This is a genomic window from Aliiglaciecola sp. M165 (assembly GCF_007197995.1).
GTDB lineage: Bacteria > Pseudomonadota > Gammaproteobacteria > Enterobacterales > Alteromonadaceae > Aliiglaciecola.
Genome location: NZ_VKKH01000003.1, coordinates 307,701 through 327,079 on the forward strand (window position 1 = coordinate 307,701; position 19,379 = coordinate 327,079).

15 protein-coding genes are annotated in these 19,379 nt (G+C 41.9%); 7 read left to right on the plus strand and 8 right to left on the minus strand.

Annotated elements, in window-relative coordinates; genetic code table 11:
- Positions 1 to 30: 30 nt before the first annotated feature.
- Positions 31 to 840 carry an alpha/beta fold hydrolase gene (locus FM019_RS06960; protein ID WP_143835200.1) on the minus strand — a complete coding sequence of 270 codons (810 nt, stop codon included), beginning with the start codon at positions 838 to 840 and terminating at the stop codon, positions 31 to 33.
- A 31-nt stretch (positions 841 to 871) separates the two neighbouring features.
- Positions 872 to 1,870: an AraC family transcriptional regulator gene (locus FM019_RS06965; protein WP_143835201.1), complete on the minus strand. Its 999-nt coding sequence runs from the start codon at positions 1,868 to 1,870 to the stop codon at positions 872 to 874.
- 139 nt (positions 1,871 to 2,009) lie between these two features.
- Between FM019_RS06965 and FM019_RS06970 the strand changes: the two genes are divergently transcribed.
- The 3 genes from FM019_RS06970 to FM019_RS06980 all read left to right on the plus strand — a co-directional run bounded on the left by FM019_RS06970 (position 2,010) and on the right by FM019_RS06980 (position 3,960).
- Entirely contained in the window at positions 2,010 to 2,285 is a 276-nt protein-coding gene (locus tag FM019_RS06970) for a 2Fe-2S iron-sulfur cluster binding domain-containing protein (protein WP_143835202.1), read from the plus strand.
- 18 nt (positions 2,286 to 2,303) lie between these two features.
- Entirely contained in the window at positions 2,304 to 3,440 is a 1,137-nt protein-coding gene (locus FM019_RS06975) for an alkane 1-monooxygenase (RefSeq protein WP_185969217.1), read from the plus strand.
- A gap of 220 nt (positions 3,441 to 3,660) precedes the next feature.
- Complete coding sequence (locus FM019_RS06980) at positions 3,661 to 3,960, plus strand: hypothetical protein (RefSeq protein WP_143835204.1); 300 nt, start codon at positions 3,661 to 3,663, stop codon at positions 3,958 to 3,960.
- Positions 3,961 to 4,117: 157 nt separating this feature from the next.
- Here the strand turns inward: FM019_RS06980 and FM019_RS06985 are convergent, their stop codons facing one another.
- Complete coding sequence (locus FM019_RS06985; protein WP_143835205.1) at positions 4,118 to 5,458, minus strand: spinster family MFS transporter; 1,341 nt, start codon at positions 5,456 to 5,458, stop codon at positions 4,118 to 4,120.
- Between the two features lie 232 nt (positions 5,459 to 5,690).
- On the opposite strand from FM019_RS06985, the gene FM019_RS06990 reads away from it, so the two are divergent.
- Positions 5,691 to 6,500, plus strand: coding sequence for an acyl-CoA thioesterase II (locus FM019_RS06990; RefSeq protein ID WP_143835303.1), 810 nt, complete (start codon positions 5,691 to 5,693; stop codon positions 6,498 to 6,500).
- On the opposite strand, the gene FM019_RS06995 is transcribed toward FM019_RS06990, so the two are convergent.
- Together FM019_RS06995 and FM019_RS07000 are read right to left on the minus strand one after the other, a co-directional pair.
- Entirely contained in the window at positions 6,497 to 7,342 is an 846-nt protein-coding gene (locus FM019_RS06995) for an HDOD domain-containing protein (protein WP_143835206.1), read from the minus strand. The two genes, FM019_RS06990 and FM019_RS06995, sit on opposite strands and share 4 nt — an antisense overlap.
- Positions 7,343 to 7,456: 114 nt before the next feature.
- Positions 7,457 to 8,485 (minus strand): 2-dehydropantoate 2-reductase, encoded by a 1,029-nt coding sequence (locus FM019_RS07000; protein WP_143835207.1) that lies wholly within the window; start codon positions 8,483 to 8,485, stop codon positions 7,457 to 7,459.
- A 130-nt stretch (positions 8,486 to 8,615) separates the two neighbouring features.
- Here FM019_RS07000 and FM019_RS07005 point away from each other — a divergent pair, with 130 nt between their 5' ends.
- Positions 8,616 to 9,902, plus strand: coding sequence for a glycosyltransferase (locus tag FM019_RS07005; RefSeq protein WP_143835208.1), 1,287 nt, complete (start codon positions 8,616 to 8,618; stop codon positions 9,900 to 9,902).
- Positions 9,903 to 9,955: 53 nt separating this feature from the next.
- On the opposite strand, the gene FM019_RS07010 is transcribed toward FM019_RS07005, so the two are convergent.
- Positions 9,956 to 11,503 carry a bifunctional GNAT family N-acetyltransferase/carbon-nitrogen hydrolase family protein gene (locus FM019_RS07010; RefSeq protein ID WP_143835209.1) on the minus strand — a complete coding sequence of 516 codons (1,548 nt, stop codon included), beginning with the start codon at positions 11,501 to 11,503 and terminating at the stop codon, positions 9,956 to 9,958.
- A gap of 73 nt (positions 11,504 to 11,576) precedes the next feature.
- The gene (locus FM019_RS07015; RefSeq protein ID WP_143835210.1) at positions 11,577 to 13,223 is read right to left on the minus strand and encodes a SufS family cysteine desulfurase; all 1,647 of its coding nucleotides are present in this window, start codon (positions 13,221 to 13,223) and stop codon (positions 11,577 to 11,579) included.
- Positions 13,224 to 13,344: 121 nt separating this feature from the next.
- Here FM019_RS07015 and FM019_RS07020 point away from each other — a divergent pair, with 121 nt between their 5' ends.
- Positions 13,345 to 14,589 (plus strand): MFS transporter, encoded by a 1,245-nt coding sequence (locus FM019_RS07020; RefSeq protein ID WP_143835211.1) that lies wholly within the window; start codon positions 13,345 to 13,347, stop codon positions 14,587 to 14,589.
- A 1-nt stretch (position 14,590) separates the two neighbouring features.
- Here the strand turns inward: FM019_RS07020 and FM019_RS07025 are convergent, their stop codons facing one another.
- Positions 14,591 to 14,977, minus strand: coding sequence for a DUF2750 domain-containing protein (locus FM019_RS07025; protein WP_143835212.1), 387 nt, complete (start codon positions 14,975 to 14,977; stop codon positions 14,591 to 14,593).
- 124 nt (positions 14,978 to 15,101) lie between these two features.
- Here FM019_RS07025 and FM019_RS07030 point away from each other — a divergent pair, with 124 nt between their 5' ends.
- Complete coding sequence (locus FM019_RS07030; RefSeq protein ID WP_143835213.1) at positions 15,102 to 19,373, plus strand: hypothetical protein; 4,272 nt, start codon at positions 15,102 to 15,104, stop codon at positions 19,371 to 19,373.
- Positions 19,374 to 19,379 lie beyond the last annotated feature (6 nt).

Genomic DNA, 19,379 nt, shown 5'->3' on the forward strand with positions numbered 1-19,379 from the left:
TCAATACTTGCGGGCGTTCTATTCAATATTCTAATTCACTGCAATATCTTCCCAACGATCAATTGTTTGTGCAATGAGTTGAGCAACTTCTTCGGGCTGCTCAAGAGGAAACATATGCCCTCCGTTTGCAATCTCCTGATGCTCAAGCTGATTGTATTTGATAAATGGTGCGATCCTTTTGGGCCGACAGACAGTAGTGTGTTGCCCTGTTATAAGCTTTGCAGGAACCTGCAACTTGCCATAAAAACGATGAATATTAAGCGGTATGGTTCGAAATATATTTGCCTCGACGTTATGGTCGAAACTCAGTGAATGCCCAGACTCGTGACTCTCAATTGCCGCGTCCACATAATTTGCTATGGATTCTGGGTGCATATCTTTAAATAATGTTTTGTTTTGAAAATACTCTATTAAATTCGTGCCTTTTGGCCATGACGTGCAACGATTGAGGGTTTGATGGGCAGGTGTCAGGCGATCAAACAATGGCGTTTTTCTTATGCTTCTCACCACCATGCTGGTTAATCCCGTGATCAGCGGCGGATCCAGCATAATCAACCCTTTAACCATTTGCGGAAACTTACAGGCTGTCATGTAAGACACCACCGCACCAAATGAGTGGCCAACTAGATACACAGGTTCTTCGCTATTTTCCTGCAAATATTGGCTCAGTTCTTTCACTGGGTTTGACCAGTCCTGATCGACAGGAAATGCAGGATTATGGGCAAATTTCTCCAATGCAATAATCGAAAACTGCCCTTCCAAATATGAAAAGAGTTTCCTGTAGCTACTGGCAGGAAAACCGTTTGCATGAGCAAAATGAAGTGTCACTGGTTTGGTCATTTGCGACCCTTTTTTGAAAATACTTCTAAAATCATTGGTTGCGTAGTTCACTAGGTGAGATACCGTACCAACGTTTGAATGCACGTCTAAAATTTGCAACGTCAGAATAGCCTAAATTATAGGCAACCTGTTTAGTGCTTTGTCTATGTGAAATGATATATTGTTTGGCCAGCACGGCTCTCACTTCCTCTAATATCTGTTTAAAACTAGTCCCCTCAGCAATCAATCTTCGATGTAAGGTTCTTGGTGTCAGGTTTAACGCACTGCTGACTTGTTCAAGACTCAAGAAATGTTCTCGGCTATTCATCAACAGGCTCTTAATTTTCCAAGCAAGGGAGCCACTGTTAATTACCCGCTGCAATTCCGCTTCACACATTTTTTTCGCCTGATAGAACGCATGTTCATCAGCATGGATCAATGGCGCATCCAATGAGTTTTTATCCAAAACCAATATGGCTTGTGGTGCATCAAACTCTGTTTGGCAACAAAACGTTTGAGTATACTGTGCGGCGTACTCAGGTCTCTCAAATGGAAATTCGATCCTCAATAGCACGGATTTTTCAGGCAACACAGTATTAAGAATATTATCGATGGTGACAGCCATCACTTCAAAAAAACAGGCTCGGATATGACTCAAATCCACACGTTCATGCATGATAATGCGAAGGTGTTCCATCTGATCGTCTAACTCAATCGCTACCAAAGGTGTACGAGTGGTCACAAAGCGTTCAAACACACTTAAAACTTGCCGAATGTTTTGACAACTAAGCAGCGCAAGCCCCAGTGCACCGTGGGTATTGATTGACAAACGTTTGCCTAACATAAGACCCATATGTGGCTGACCAGACAAGGCAATTGCACTAAGTATCAACTTTTCGTACTGTTCATAGGTCAGCAGCTTTTGATCTTGAATGACATCCTCTGCACTCAAGTTAACTTGTTTAAGCCAGGATTTAGTGTCGATTTCATTTGATTCTAAATACTGTTGAATCTGCCCGATGTAATGGAGTGGCAGATTGGCATTGTTCACTAAAAAGTATCCTTCAATAAATTCATACCCACATGTAAACCAATTGTGAACACTTTGTCAATAAATGACTCCGATATGACAAGATAAGCTCTCTTGTCTGAATCCATAATTGATTACACTGTTTCAAAAGTGAGGTGCTATGAAAACTGTGACGCTTAATGACAAAACGTTTGAGGTTGAAAAAGGTCAACCAATATTGGACGCGGCTTTATTCGCCGGTTTAGATTTTCCGTTTGATTGCCGCGTTGGCAGTTGTGGTCATTGCAAATGCACGTTGACCGACGGGCAAATTCGCCAACTTGATACCTTCGAGTATGCGTTATTACCTGAAGAAATAGACAACAACGTAATTCTTGCTTGTCAAAGCACAGTAAAAACAGACGTCGTCATTTCGCTGGATGATGCTAACGAATAGAACAACAAGGTAATAAAAATGATGCACTATATTAAATTTAGCCTGTTTCATGTGCTAACTCTGATTACCATTGCAGCACTGTTCTTTGCTCAACACTGGATTGTATACGGGTATGTTGCGATAACCTTCTTTATCATTGCTGGTGATGCTTTGTTGGGTGATGACACTACGATCCCAGGCTATAGGAATAAGTGGCTTTTAGACTTGCAATTATTTATTGCCTTACCTTTACTATTTATCCTTTTGTTTATTAGTCTGTGGCATATCAGCAGCCAGGATCCTCTAGGCTTCGGTCAGTTTTTGCAAAGCACATTCGGTTATGATTTGTTTTTAGCAAGGGAAAATACACACACCTGGCATCATGTAGTGGCAATATTTTTTGTTGGACTTATGGTTTCAACTATAGGCACAGTGACCGGTCATGAGCTTGTACATCGTACCTATAGCCCAGGCTCAGTAACGGTAGGAAGATGGTTACTCGCGTTTAGTTTCGATGCAAACTTCTCCGTTGAACATGTTTACGGCCACCACAGATATGTCGCAACGGCCGAAGACCCCGCGACGGCACCACGGGGCAGAAATGTCTACCAGCACATTGTGCTTTCAACAATCAAAGGAAATATCAGTGCCTGGAATATTGAAAAACAACGATTAATACGCAAAGGACAAAACGTTTTCAGCCATCACAATGTGTGCCTTAGAGGATATTTAATGAGCATTGTCCTGCTTTTGCTCTCTTACACTATTGCAAAATGGGCAGGTGTATTGTTTTTCACGTTAAGCGCATTATGGGCCAAGGCCATGTTAGAGATTGTTAACTACATGGAACATTATGGAATGGTCAGAAACCCGAAAAAACGTGTTGAGCCAAGACACAGCTGGAATACTAATAAAAAAATCAGCTCATGGGCTATGTTTAATTTATCTCGGCATTCTCACCACCACGCTCATGGTCAACTGCCCTATCATCAACTTAAACCTTATCCACAAGCACCTACGATGATCAGCGGTTACCTAGCAACTATATTCATCACTATGATCCCACCTTTGTGGTTTAAGCTAATGAAACCCAAACTCAAGGAGTGGGATGAAAAATATGCTAACGACGAAGAAAAAGCCTTGTTAAATCATCAACTCTCAAACTCAAATAGCTAATTTATCTACAAGTTGAAATTAAGTCTCGTAGGGGGGAATGGTCCGTAACGTTCCCCTCACTAACGATATCTGCTATCCGTTTAGTAATATCGCAGATAGTTAAATCGCAATTAAGGTATGTCATTGCATACCTGAGTATCATCTTGGTGATTTATTTCTTTTTCTGCTTAGGACAAACTTGCCTCAAGTTAATTAAGCAATTCGGTCAAGAGAGGTCAACATGAAGCATTCAGCAAAGATCCTTGCAACAGCAAGCGTTTTAGCTTTGACCCTAAGTGGCGCAGCAAATGCGAGTATCACAGCATCGGTTCAAACCGTTTGCGAGAAAGCAGAGCGAGCCTCGTCAAACAATGTTGTTGGCGCAAATACCGAAGGGCAACAAGCGTATTCAGATATGCTATCACAACACTTTAATTTGAGTAGTTGTAACGGTTTGCAGTTGCTGAACAACACGCCAAGTAACCTGGAGTCGAAATCTTCAGAGAGTGAAGCGGCAGAGGTGGCGCACCTTACAGATTAAGCGTTTTGGCTTGTGTAGCCAAAGCAGTAAAAATTTCCTTTGATACTTAGTGGTACTTTCCCGTCCTTAGATGGTTATAGCCGCTCCTCCCCGGAGCGGCTTTTTTTTGCCTGTTTTACTTTGTAGCTGACTGGCTAATTCTATATGCGGTTCGTTATCAACCGTTTCGCTGCTCTGCATTCTCCCAGTCTTTTGTGACGCGCGTTGAAGTCCAGAAAAACGCCAGTATTGACAAAATATAAGGCACAATCAGCCAGGTCATGGCTATTCTCAGCGCCTCAACTGTTCCATGGGTTTCAGTTAAACTTTGACTTAGTATTCCGACAAAAGTAGGCCCGCCGCCCAAGGCAATGATGTTTAACACAAAGAAAAACAATGCTGTCGACATAGCACGGACTTTTACTGGTGCTAGCGTTTGCGCGAGTGCGAATGAGGGCCCCAAATTTGAGCCTGTTGTAAACAACAAAATGGTCATCATAATCAAAGATAAACTTAAGCTCTCAACATACAAACCAAAGAAAAGTGCAGGCGTACCAATGATCAGCATTAATGCAGGAACATACCCATAAGCTTTTTTAGTTTTTACGCTCCATTTATCAACCAAAAAGCCGCCTATCCAGACGCCCAACGCATAGGCAGTGCCATTGATAATACCCATTATTATTAATAAGTTGGCAAAATCGATTCCAACATGGGCTCGAACATAAAAATCAATTATCCACGTCGATATCGCATAATTACCAAATGAGCCAAATGAAATTCCCAGGCACATTCCCCACCAAGATGGGATAGTCAACAAGGTCTTTAATGCCTGTTTGAACGGCACCTGTTCTAGGTTTGCTGCGGAATTGTCACCGCCGCGCTTAGGTTCTTTAACCGTCAATTTTAGAATAATGGCGAGGATGATCCCTGGAATTCCAACGCTTAGCATGACAACACGCCAATCAGCGTTTCCTCCTTTGATAAGAAAAGCCGTAGCAAAAAACGCTAGCATCACCCCAAATGGGATCCCCAAAGAATAAATAGCCAACGCCTTAGCACGTTTTTCCTTTGGAAAAAGATCGGAAATCATCGAATGAGAAGGAGGACTGCCGCCAGCTTCGCCGATTCCAACCCCTATTCGGGCCAGTGCAAGTTGAAGATAATTGGTAGCGAGACCAGAAAGTGCGGTAAAGCCACTCCACATTGTTAACGAAATTGCCACAATGTTTACTCGGCTGTAGCGGTCAGCAAGCCAGGCGATTGGAATACCGACAATCGTGTAAAGTAACGCGAAATAGATCCCTTTTAGCCAGCCAAGCTGAGCATCATCTAAGCCCAAATCCTCTTTAATCAATGGTGACAATATGCCAATAATTTGCCGGTCAATGAAATTAAATGCGTAAACTAAAGTGAGAATAAAAAGCACATACATCCTGTATTTATTGCTGACTTCAGTTTTTTCTGCTGGTAGATCTGATTGCGAGCTTTGTTCAGACACTTGTTCAGTTTGAGACATAGAGATTCTCTGTTCCTGTTGAGATTAATTTTATACTAATGGTGTGCCGTATAAATAAACAAGCAAAGTTGTTAACCATTTGTAAATAAAATAAATATCATCAACAAGAATGATAGTGAATCAATATTTAAGCCTGATCTTTTTTGAAATCCATGCGTTAAAACCTCTAAACCCATTGGACATCGGACCAGTTAGGCGTTATAACATACTGAAATAGTAAAAGATGACTAAAATGACTATCGATCAACTTCTACAACAAGCCACGCTCCATAGCGAAGACAAAGACCAACAACCTCATTTGAGCATCCCAAAAGAGTGGACTCAGGGTCGAACCGCATTTGGCGGATTGTCAGCCGCTATGGTTTATGCAGCCGTTAAACAGCAACTTAGTGATGATCGTGTTATGCGCTCGTTCAATTGCAGTTTTGTTGGTCCTTTAGAGGCCGAAACGCCATTCACGATAGATGTTGAAATACTCAGACAAGGTAAGAATGCCACGCAAGTTTTGGCTAAGGCTATTCAAAACGAAAAAGTCTGCCTGCTCTGCCAGATATGTTTTGGCGTTGCCAGAGAATCCAAAGTCAATGTCATCAATCAAGACACCCATCAAATGCAGGTGCCTGCCAAAGCGAAGTTTTTACCTCAAATACCAAAAGTAACGCCTAAATTTTTACGTCATTTTGACTTGGCAATCGAACAAGGAGGCCTCCCCTTCACTGGCAGTAAAGTAAGCCTCATTGACGGCTGGATGCGTTTTAAAAAAGCGCCGGGCTCCATCAGTGACGCCCATTTGATATGTTTAATCGATGCTTGGCCGCCGACAGTTTTACAACTGTTACGATGGCCAGCCCCTGCCAGCACCATGACCTGGAATATCGAGTTTATTCACCCTCATAAGGTATTTAAGGCAACGAATTGGATGGCTTACCAAGCTAGAACAAGACAAGCGGCCGATGGTTATGCGCACACTGAGGCCAACATCTGGGATCAACACGGTCAACTCATCGCGCTAAGCAGACAAACTGTGGGTATTTTTGACTAAAGCACGGCCGTCGAACTGGGACTAAACATCGCTAAAACACTCAGGCTTTGCATACCCACATGGTTAAGGGCGCTAGTGAGGTCTTCATCGTCAAACCCTAGCTCTTCATACATCTCAATTTCTAGGTTAGCATGCCCAGAGTAGATTTCAGGGTTACAATTGTCTAACGCCATGACATAGCTCAATTGCATGATTTTGTCGTCCAAACTCGTTGGTTTGGTAATCGAAAAATGCTGGTTACTAATCGGCTGGTAGATTGCTTTAGGAATGCCCCACATTTTCACTAATGTCGCACCAATATCAGCATAAGTCGCGCCCAGATGTCTTTTTTGCAACATCAATGGGGTTTCTGTTTCATTGATTAGCGAGCATTTTTGTGCCATTTCTGGATTGAAACGGATCATCACTAGCTCACCTACATTATGCAACAGTCCGGAAACAAACAAACGTTCAGACTCTTTGATCCCCAATTTTTCAGCAAAATATTTGTTTAGCAAACCGCAGTAAACGGCGTTTTCCCAATAACGTTCCAAATCTACAACGTCGCGATTTACTTCCTCAAAGGTCTTGCAGATACTACATGCAACCACAAGATCATAGACTGAATTTGTGCCGATAACTTGAATGGCCTTGGTAATCGAATCGATTTGTCTTGGGAATTTATACAGAGCACTGTTGGCGATTTTGAGCAATTGCACTGTCAAAGCCGGGTCGAAATTGATCAACGCGGCAATGTCTTCCATGTCAGTTGCATGATCATCAATGAGGCGCTTTATCTGTAAAACAGCATCAGGCAGTACAAAAATGTCTTTTGCTTCAGAAGCATAGTCAAGCGCATGCACGTTTTGTTCTCCATTTCGCAAACATAATTACTAGTGTAGTTAACTTAATTAAAAAAGCGCAAACTTACGATTATCAAAGCGCAACGAATGTATTAATACGGATAACGAAAAAGCTTATTTTTTGCAAACTAAACCATAAAGCTGTTTAGCTGTGTAGGATTTTTTTTCCTGTTCAGGCTCAATTTTTCTTAAGCTTTTCACTAAATTGACAATAACCTGATTACACGGGCATTCGATGTCCAGCGCATTTGCCTGTTCGATAATTGCACCATTGAGATGATCGATTTCGGTTGGTTTACCTTGAGAAACGTCCCACCACATCGAAGTTCGCACGTTGGGATCGATGGCCAACATTTTGTTGGCTATCAACTTAAATAAGAAATTAGGTAATCGCAACACTTTTGGTATCAAGTGACCTGACAAAGCCGTCACTTTTGGCAACGTGATATTAAGCGCGTCAGTGACTGCTAAAAGTTCATCCATCATGGCAGCAATCACTAAACGATAATGTTTTTGCTCAAGCATAGCCTTCACCGGTATATCTGCTAACGCATTGATACTGTTACCTAAATTTAACTGTAATTTCGCCCACAATAAAGCATCCATCTGTGCATTGGAATTGACCGGTAATAAATCACTTTGAATACTTGAGATCAATTCGCTTAACCAAGGTTTCGATGAATTTAGTGATTCTATTGTCAGTGCCCCCTCGGAGCCTCGGTGAAAATGCCCATCTTTCATTTCTACAACATTAAATGGAACCATCGCCCGCAAGACAATATTGTTTGGAAAACGTTGTTTGACTATCAGTTCTGAGCCGAGCCCGTTTTGGCAACAAATGATAACTGTATTGTCGCCAACAAAAGGCCCAAGCTCTGCGCTGGCGCTTTCTACCCCTGTGCACTTGACGGTTAACCATACAAAATCAAAATTATTTGTGCTTGCCGTGTCAGATGCGTGGTGAAAGATTAAATTTTTAATACTTGCTGTATGATCGAGATAATCGCTGAGCAGTAAGCCTTCACGCAATTTTTGACGGACTTTGGCGCGGCATAATAAGGTCACTGGGATGTTTTTCTGAGCTATAGCCGCTCCCAGATAACAACCAATTAACCCTGCTCCAAAAATCAGATGACTTGGCATACATGTTCCCTAGCACTTATGAATAGCATGTACGAATCGCACTGTAATAAGACCATTACACAATGATAAGGCTTTCCCCCGCCGGTGCATAGCGATATGATCAATGTGAATTATTTGACAGACTTTGTAGATGCCTGATTACAAACAACAAAACAACATAGCGAAGCAAAGCGCAACCGAGCGTTTGTTGGTTATAGGCTATGTTTGGCCCGAGCCTAACTCCTCGGCAGCGGGTAAACATATGTTAAGTTTACTCAAGATGTTTCTACAGCAAGGGATCGATATTACTTTCGCCAGTCCAGCAAGCCTGGGAGAGCACAAATATGACCTGACAACTCTAGGCATTGACGAGGTATCCATCGCCTTGAACTGTTCATCATTTGATAAGTTCATTGAACAGCTGAACCCCGACTATGTGTTATTTGACCGATTTATGATGGAAGAGCAGTTCGGCTGGCGAGTCGCAGCCCAATGCCCAAATGCATTGCGTATACTCGACACAGAAGACTTACATTTTTTGCGTCATTCCCGTCATCAAACGCAAAAAAATACATCACTTCTAGACTGTCAAAATGATATCCAACAATCTGATTTAGCATTAAGAGAAATCGCCGCTATTTATCGCAGTGACTTGACACTTATCATTTCTCAATACGAAATGAATATTCTGACAGACGATTTTAGCGTACCCCAGTGTTTGCTCCATTATTGCCCTTTTATGTTGGAATTGGCGACTCGCTCGAAGCAGGCACTTCTCTACGAACAAAGGCAACATTTTGTCAGTATAGGTAATTTTCGCCATGCTCCAAATTGGGACGCAGTATTGTACCTAAACAATACAATTTGGCCGCTTATTCGAAAACAGCTTCCTGACGCTGAATTGCACGTATTTGGCGCTTACCCGCCGCCAAAAGCCACACAATTACACAATCCAAAAAAAGGTTTTTATGTCGATGGTTGGGTAAATGATGCGCAAAAAATGTTAGAAAACGCTAGAGTGTTATTAGCGCCTTTGCGTTTTGGCGCAGGTCTCAAAGGCAAGCTGACGGATGCAATGATGACCTATACGCCCAGTGTCACTACCTCAATGGGTGCACAAGGCATGGCAGAAAAAGTTAACTGGCCTGGATTAATAGCAGACTCACCAGAAGCCTTTTCTAACGCTGCGACGACCTTGTATAGCGATGCAAAACAATGGCGTATTGCCTCAGCAAAAACAACAAAGCTATTGTCTGCAAACTTTGATTTCGCCATTCATTCTAAAGCGCTATGGCAGCGCATTTCACAAACAAAACAACACTTAACAACTCACCGGCTGAACAACTTTACCGGAAGAATGTTGCAACATCACTCAATGAAAAGTACGCAATATATGGCTCAATGGATTGAAGCCAAAAATCGAAATAAAGCAACCTAATCAATCCCAAGGTTGCTCAATCCGAGTTGAGATGAAGTTAGCTCAGCTTTGCATCATTTTTTAATGCTCTGTTCTCCTAACCACTCAATGTGATACAGATCACGGCGTCTGTCTAAAAAGTTTCGTACTGAACCGGTGTTTTGCAATATTTGAAGTTTATCCAGGTCGACATCAACGATTAGCGTCATCTCAGTGTTAGGTGTTGTTTCTGCCATAACTGCGTCATGAGGAAATGCAAAATCAGAAGGCGAAAATACTGCGGTTTGCCCATATTGGATATCAACATTGTCAACTTTGGGTAAGTTTCCAATACTGCCTGCAATCGCCACATAACACTCGTTTTCAATGGCCCTGGCTTGCGCGCAACGTTTTACACGTAAATAACCGTTTTTAGTATCTGTCCAAAACGGCACAAAAAGTATTTGCATTTCTTCTTCGCTAAGTAAGCGTGCTAGTTCCGGAAACTCCACGTCATAGCAAATTAAAATCCCTATTCGACCGAAGTCAGTATCGAACAACGTAAGGCGGTCGCCACCTTCCATCGCCCAATCTTTCTTCTCAGAAGGCGTTGGATGTAGTTTGTACTGAGATTCGATCGTACCATCACGTTTGCAAATATATGCAACGTTATACAGCAAATTATCCTCGATCAACGGCATAGATCCAGCAATGATATTGATGTTGTAGCTGACTGCCATCTTTGACACTTCGGTGATGATATCTTGGGTGTAAGTAGCCAAATGCTTTATTGCTTCAATTGAAGAGCTTTGATCGCCTAAGCCCATTAATGGCGCATTAAAAAACTCCGGAAATAGTGCCACATCGCTGCGATAATCTGACAATGCATCAACAAAATACTCAAATTGCTGAAGCAACTCTGCCAGACTTGCCATTTCACGCATTTGCCACTGCACGCAACCTATTCTCACCACATCCTTTTTTCGCCCAAATAGTTTTCGTTTGGTGGGTTCATAGTAAATATTGAACCACTCGAGTAAGGTTGCATAGCCTTCAGATTCTTTGTCTTCGGGCAAATATCCTTTTAATACTCGCTTTACTTCGAAATCATTCGACAACTGAAAGGTTAATATGGGATCGTACAAATCTCGACGCTTAACTGATTCAATATATTTTTGTGGCGACATCTCATGACTGTGTTTTGTGTAATTGGGAATTCGCCCGCCCAATATAATCGCGCGTAGATTTAAGCTTTGGCACAGTTCTTTTCTCGCTTCATACAAGCGCCTACCAAGCCTCAAGTTTCGATAATCTGGATCAACAAAAACTTCTATGCCATACAGCACGTCGCCATTGGGATCGTGAGTGGTTAGATAGGCATCTCCGGTAATTTCATCATAGGTATGTTCGTCACCAAATTTGTCATAGTCGACAATGACAGAAAATGCTGCAGCAACCACTTTACCGTCATCTTCAATACAGATTTGTCCATCTTTGAATGTCTTGAGCATCGCAACAAAACGTTTCTTGGTTATTGAGCCACCTAAGTTTGGATAGACCCTCTCCATAATGTTGCGGATATCGTCGAAATCGACAAGCTTAAGGTTGCGAGCAAGTAATTTGACATCATTTTCTTGTGACATTTGCGTTTCCGACTAAATAATCATTAAAAGATTGGCTAAATTGGATATAAAGCCTTACTAAGATAAAGCGATATTACTGTGCGAGTGAATGAATGGTTTTAACTACGGCCATTATTCCATTTCCTCTGGAGTCGCTGAGGTGTTGAGACAGACTCAGATGCTCAATATATTTTTTAAAATCAAACTGAGCAATAAATATTTTAGGTTGATTTTGTATGGGTTCTATCAATATCGCAAGTAATCCACGAACAATTTTACCTGTTGCATCTGCCTCAAAACTCATGGTTTGATTTGAATGTAGTGTCGCCTTTAACCAAACTTGAGATTCACACCCAAACACCTCATTTTGTGGCGTTTTCAACGAAGCATCTAATCGTTGTAATTGCTTGCCAGCGAGCATTATTTGACGATAAACCGCATCCCATCCTCTGGCGGCTAGCAATGTTTCAGCAATTGAATTTGGAGCATGTTTTGTGTTTTGTTTAACAACGGCTTGATTTGATAATTCACTCGACTGTATTTGCGCTAAAACATTTTCTAGCGCATTTACAAAAAAGTCTATTTCTTCAATAGTGTTATAACACGCCAACGAAATCCGTAATGTACCGGAAATACCAAGTGAATCCATTAAAGGCATCACACAGTGGTGCCCTACTCTCAACGCGATATTCTGTTCATTAAGAAGAATGGCGATGTCTTGAGAATGATACCCATCAACTCGGAATGATAAAGTTGAAATGCTTTTATTGGTATCACCATAAACGACTAAATCTTCAAACTGAGTAACTTTTTGTCGAAGGTGCGCAATTAGCCGTGCTTCGTGATCGGTGATCAGCTGTCGATGCTCGCAGATAAAATTGATAGCCGCATTAAGGCCAAAAACGCCCTCTATATTTGGTGTTCCTGCCTCGAACTTGAATGGCGCGATTTGAAAGCTGGCATCCTTGAAGCTTACTTTTTCAATCATTTCACCGCCACTTAGAAATATCGGCAACTTTTCCAGTGCTGCTTTTTTTCCATAAAGCACCCCCACCCCTGTGGGTCCATACATTTTGTGTGAACTAAACGCCAAAAAGTCGCAATCCAGTGCGTTAACGTCAATGGTCATATGCGCCACAGCCTGTGCGGCATCGACCAGCGTTAACGCCCCCATCAATTTGGCCTTTTTGAGGAAAGCCTCGATGGGTTGGATACTACCTAATGCGTTAGATACCATTCCCAGCGCAACGACACAGGTCTTTTCATTTAGCAGCGTCAATCCCTTTGCAACATCCCATATACCCTTTTTGTCTACGGGAATAATGTCTAAAAAGAGTTTTTTCTTCTGTGCTAGTTGCTGCCATGGCACAAGGTTAGCGTGATGTTCTGTCGCAGAGAGTAATATACGACCACCTTCTTCAATATCTGCATCAGCAAGTGCTTTAGCAACAAGATTAATGCTCTCCGTCGCACCTTTTGTAAAAACTATCTGTTCTGCACAGCTTGCGTTTAAAAAAGTGCTTATATTGCGCCTTGCTTGTTCAAACTCGTTGGTTGTATTACTAGCTAGGGAAAATGACGAGCGATGCACGTTGGCATTTTTATGCAAATAAAAATCCTGAATAGCGTCAATCACACATTGAGGCTTATGGGTGGTGGCCGCATTGTCAAAATAGATGATCGAAGAATTTTGAGATTGCTCAAAAAAAGGAAAAAACGTGCGTAAGGAAGTGTCTTTCATATTACCTTTAAATATTTTGAGAAAATCAGTTATGAAGCAGGTAGTTTAGTGAGTATTGTACGCTGAGAGTTCAAAATAATCACATTGGTTTTTCTTTTCCGACGTTAAAAATAGAGGTTTCATGTCAAATTCTAAAGCATACATAATTCTTATATCGATGATGTTCATCAGTATGCTCAGTATGGCAGGGATCGCACTTCCTTATCCGATTCTTGCACCACTTTTTGTCGACGCGCCGCTTAACGACTTCAATCATTTCCTACAATTTCCACCGAAGATATTGCTGGCGATTGTGCTTGCCGCTTTCCCCGTGGGTGCATTGATCGGCTCTACGTTTTTAGGCGCATTATCAGATAGCTACGGCAGAAAGTGGACGTTGGCGGGTTCAATATCTCTGAGTGCTCTGGGTTATGTGTTGTGCGGTTACGCTTTGCTCCAACAAGATTATTTGATGTTTGTATTTGCTCGATTTGTCACAGGCTTATTTAGTGGTAACGTTTCCATTGCCCGAGCCATCGCAGCAGATCTGCACCCGGTAATCGATAAGACAAGAGCGTTTTCATGGACATACGCAGCGGGCTATGTCGGCTGGCTTGTAGGACCATTGGCGGGAGGATATTTAATGCTTCTGGGAGCGCATACTGCGTTTTTTGCAGCAACAATCGCGTTAATGGTATCCGCGATCTTAACAGTAACATTAATAAGTGAAACCTCTCAGTCCACAACCGACCCTCAACATCGATTTTTTCATTTATTATACCAGCACAACTCGTTGCGGTTGTTACACCACAAAGCCTTACAAAAAGTGTTTGTTCTTGCGCTGGTTATGAACCTAGGCCTAAACGCTTTTTACGAATTTTATCCCGTTTGGTTAGTCGAAGTGTTTAGTTTTAGCAGCATTCAAATTGGCCACCATACAGCAGTTTTGACTCTTTGCATGGTCCTTGCCAGTTCGTTGTTGCTCGAAAGAATACGCAATACATTAGGTAAAATAGGCAGCATTGTATATGCACTGGTTCTGGCAGGTTGCCTGTTATTGGCCACGCCTTTTGTCAATATGAGTTGGATTTTGCCCTACTTTGTCTTTATGGGAATGTTAATTGCTGTATTTAATGGACTATTGCCGGTCTATTTCAGTGACAGATACGAGCAGTTTGGCCAAGGGAAGTTGATGGGCCTATTAACCATTACCTTTTATTTGGCCAATGCATTGATTGCGATTATCGGTGGGATTGTCAGCTTAGTTGGCGCTACCTGGAGCGTCGTGCTTGGTGGTTTGATTTTATTGGTTAGTGCAAGTCTATTGCGACTTTTTGATCGCTCAACTTCTTATGAAGAGGCCCGTTTAGAAGTACCGGGCCGATAGACTACTGCTCCATCTGCTCTGCAAAACAGGCTAATACCTCAGAAGCTTCAAGCATTATCCCCTCTTCGTCATCGCCAATTGGAAAGACCAAAACGAGGGTCCCGTTTTTTTGCATGCCAGGCAGCCATTGATTTAACCAGGCATCCAAGTCAATTTTTTTCGGCGTACAATCAGGAAAATCATCTTTTTCCCATGCTTTGGCAAATGACTCGTGAGGCCAAATTGGTACACAGGCATCTTCCTCTGCTTGCAATAACAACCAACCATTTTCACCGAACAGCCCCCACAACTCTCTGTTTTCAACCATTGCCGTCAATGCATAGTCGAACCTTTCTTCTGGTTGCAGTTTACTGATCTCTACAAATTCGTCGGAGCTAAGCTGACTCATTCAGTTTCCTTAATGGAATTTTTGACTTATTTATCTACTACTACGTTAATTATGGCAAAAACTATCACCTCTTTCTTGATTTATCAGTCATTTGCAACCTTAATTGAAGTAAGGGAAAAATATTATGCCATCGGAATCCGTTAAACAGCCCGCTTCTACACCCAACAGAAAATGGTGGGTATATGCCATATTGCTGGTTCTCGTATTAGGAGTTCTGGCATACTATGGCCTGCAAAGTAGAAAAGATCGCTCATCCAATCATGATTATTATCGAGTGCTATATGAGGCATCCAATTCGTTTAATGAAAATTTAATTAAGCTTGATAGCATGCACCGCTACAAAGAAGGGGTGTCGTCTATCCGTTCTCTGCTTCCAAGTTATTCCAGAGAGGCTATTTCCAATGCCAAACAGCTCGCAGCAAAGTCGTTTAAATACGAAATTGTTGGGCAATCTTTAGTTGTTTCGTCGAAGGAATCCCCTGAATTCAGTGCAAAACTGGCGTTCGAAGATATATTGCCCGATCCCAAAAAGGGCTTTAGCCAATATTTATTTGCCAACGAAAACGGTGATGTCTTGGCAAGAGTTGGGGGAGAAAGAACCATTTCAATCGTTGAACTGAGCAGTATCAATCAACAAATCCAGCGCAAGAACAAACAATTTCAGCTCAATTTTACAGACCCAGAGGAACAACAATCGACTGGAACCCGCGTGCCACTGCCCAGTTATAGCAATCATGTTGATATGAAGATTTCGTATGGTGATTTTCGGGTTTACGTTTTCCCCTTTTCTCTTGCCACGCCTTTAGATCAAAAAAATGAATCCAAAACTAGTGTTTTAGACCGTTTGTATTTAGTTGGTTTATTGCCCCAAGATAAACTGGCCAGCCGCGGTAGCGATGATTGGAACATTTCAGTATTAGTCGTCACAGTAATCAGCTTATTCTTCATTTGGTGCATGTTAAGGCTTTATTTATTGCCAAAAAACCAATCGATTACTCGGTCATATCGGGTAATGACAAATGCTGCGAGTTATTTATTCTACATAGTGATCATCGCCATGACCTTGGCATACTTTCAAAAATCTTTGTTGCAAATTGAAAAAGATGATTTGGCCAGACAATATAGCCAGTACTTAAGCCAGAACTTTGCTAAAGACCTAGGCGATGTATTTTCTCAACTAGCAAGTTATCGGGATTTTTATTTGGGCATTCTTAAAGCCCTAAAAGATTTACCTGATAAACCTGAGCAGTACACCAGCTATCCACAAACCGAAATACAGAATTTTAATGAGACAATAGGAGCTGCAATTGTCACCTTAGATAGCAAATCTTGTGCTGGCGGGGAAAACGCCAGCTCAATGCCAAGCATGGCAAGTACTGCATACAAGAAATACCCAATAAAGATTGATTGCAACGCAAAAGATGGGAAGTCTTTGGATGTTGATATTTCTCTCAACGATCATGCTATTTCGGTAATGCAGCAGGCCTACACATCGACCAAATCGCGCACGACAACCTTGGATTTTTACTCCAATAATCAATTGGTTGAATTGGAGCCTGAAAAATCTTTAGAAACCTCAATCGATCCACTAGCCAAACGAGATCCAAAAAGTATTTTATCGGTTTTTGCACTCAACCGTGAAGGCAGCTCAGTGTTACCTTCAATGAACTTCCAGGAGAGTAATTCCCTACCTAGAACCGTTAATTTGTCGCACAGAAACTATTATAAAAAAGTACGCGATCACCAAGGGTGGGATCTCACCCTTCCGGTCTCGAAAACTGATCCCACCGAAGAATACGTTCAATTTAACAATGTGTATATCCAGCGGTTGCTTAACGTCAATAATGGCACGCGAGGCACAACTATTTCTATGCCTATATATGATCACAGCAAAACGCAAAAAGCGAATTTTGATTACATTATTGGCGCAGATGTCATTCTGCCTTCTGTTACCCTCGGCCAGGCGCCACCCTATGATTTTATTTATATGGTGGTTGATAGGAGCAGTGGAGAAGTGTTGTTCCACAATGACAGCAACCGTTCACTGGTGGAAAATCTTTATTTTTCAGGCGACACACGCTCTCCTCTAAGTAAGTGGTTAAGAGCCGGTTTAGACCACTATCCAGAGTTGGGAAATGATCTCATTACCGGCAGCTATCATGGGCAGGCTGGTCGATTTGCAGTCACCAATACCGCGGTAGACAAATGGGCTGTCGTGGTCTTTTATCCAGACGATAGTCTGGATACCTTCATGACCAATCAGTTTTTATATGTCGCCTCCACTTTTGCCGTGTTGATCGCGTCAATGATCGCGATTATTTATGGCGTCAGACATTTTGTTTGGACAAGCACTTTGAAACGAAAGCTAAAGCTTCCCGCTAAACTTAATGTCAGATTGGTTATGCTCGTCAGCTCCGTACTGTTTAGCGCTGGGTATAGTTTGTACATTATTGGTTTTAATTTAGAGGATCTGATTTTTTATCAAAATCAATGGAATTGGTCGGTGTGGATACCTGTTGTAGGTCTTCTTATCGCTACGTTTGTAGTTTACAAGGGGTGTTACAATCATTTTTGCTATCCATTAAATGACGTGAATCAAAATACAGTTCACACCGCTACCTTGGGATCAAGACGCCTTATCATTGCCGTATTAATCGCGGTTGGAATTCACTTTGTTTATTTGCAGAAAACTGCGGACGCGCCACAAAAAAGTTTAGATTTTCATTATCAGCAACTTGCCTGCAACTGGTTAAATTACGAACGCCAAGAGCTTGTTACTATCGGTTTGAGTCGCTATCCCAATTCAATTACCTCCACTCGCATAGCACCTATGGACTTGTTACCCCTCAATCCGTCTTGGCGAGCCAGGTTAATCGGCGAAAGTACGCATAAATCTGCAACCGGTCTTGATAGTAACCAGAGCGCCCCTTCGTCATCTCAGCAATTGTGTACTAATCACTCAACCCAAGTGACTCCTGACGACTACCCTAGCCTTGGCTCTGTCTTTGGCGCGACCTATATGTGGCAATGGATCAATATATATCTGCTGGATAAAGACTTAGCAACGGGTTATCAACCTTATCAAACCTTCACTGATGAACAGCATTTTAAAAATGGCGTCACCACCAAATTAATCACTTCCACCTTATTGTTTGCGGGATTGTTGAGTTTAATCATGTGGTTTTGGTTTAGATACAATGTCAGAGTGCTGTGGAACAAGCTGTATTGTCCAGAACGTTTCTTACAACACGTACAAAGACTTACGCAGTCTGTTAATACGTTGGAATTTGAAGAACGTAACCAAAACCTAAAAATCGAATGTGACACGGTAAAACTCAATGGTATTGGCTTGGCGTTATTGTTGAGAACCATGACCTACAATCAGGATAAGCATTCTGATCGCTTATTAGCTGGATTTGAAGAGCTATTCGAAAAAAGTCCGTGTTTACAAAAATTTAGCAAAGAAGGCAGTTTTCTTCCCAATCTGAAACTTAACTTGAAAAAAGATCCCGACACCCAGCTGTTACATTTGGAGCTATGGGATATTGAAACCTGCTTGGAAAAAAGTGGCTTTAGACAACTACTTCTCGACTTAATAATGGAATTTAAATCTTTAACGCTTTCCAATCAACTTGCCAGTTTCACTATTTTTGCGGGGTTCCACAGTTTACAACGGGTCAAAATGAAAGACCCATTAATGCTAGATCACAGTTCTATCTTAGATCACTCAGAATATTTATCATGGGCCGAATGTTTAATGGACTTTATAGTGGTTGTGCCAGAAAGTTTTCAGCAAGGTATCGATTGGCAGTTATTGCACGAGGAAGTTGCGGCGTTTCCGGAATTACAGTTTCTTGACCGTCCCCTCCCTGAACAATCTGACGAGGACGGCTGGCAATATGTTTGGAAGCGAGACGAAGAAGCCAATCTCGAAAGCCGTTGGACAACAATCAATTACATTCTGTTAAATGCAGAAGCATTGTATCGATTTAAATGGGAATCCTGCTCGAGTGCTGAAAAACTGGCATTATTGAATCTAGCAAAACAGCAACGTCTGAATCCAGCTAATACGCAAATGATCGAGCATTTAGCGTTAAACGGATTGATTACAGTTCGCAAAGGCCACCTAGATATTATTAATCAAAGTTTCGCGCATTTTGTGTTACATGCTGAAACCAATGCAACCTTGAATCGACTGGTGCAGCATGGTGAAGCCGGAATTTGGAAAAATTATAAGATCCCACTTGGCGTTATGATAGTGCTGATAATTGGAGGTATCGCCCTAACGTCCGGAGAGTCTGTTTACATAATTGCTGCGTCGGTGGCCGGTGTATTGGGCACCATAGCCAGCGTCACCAACAGTGCAAATCTATTGCGAGGTCAGTTGAAGGATTAATGTTTC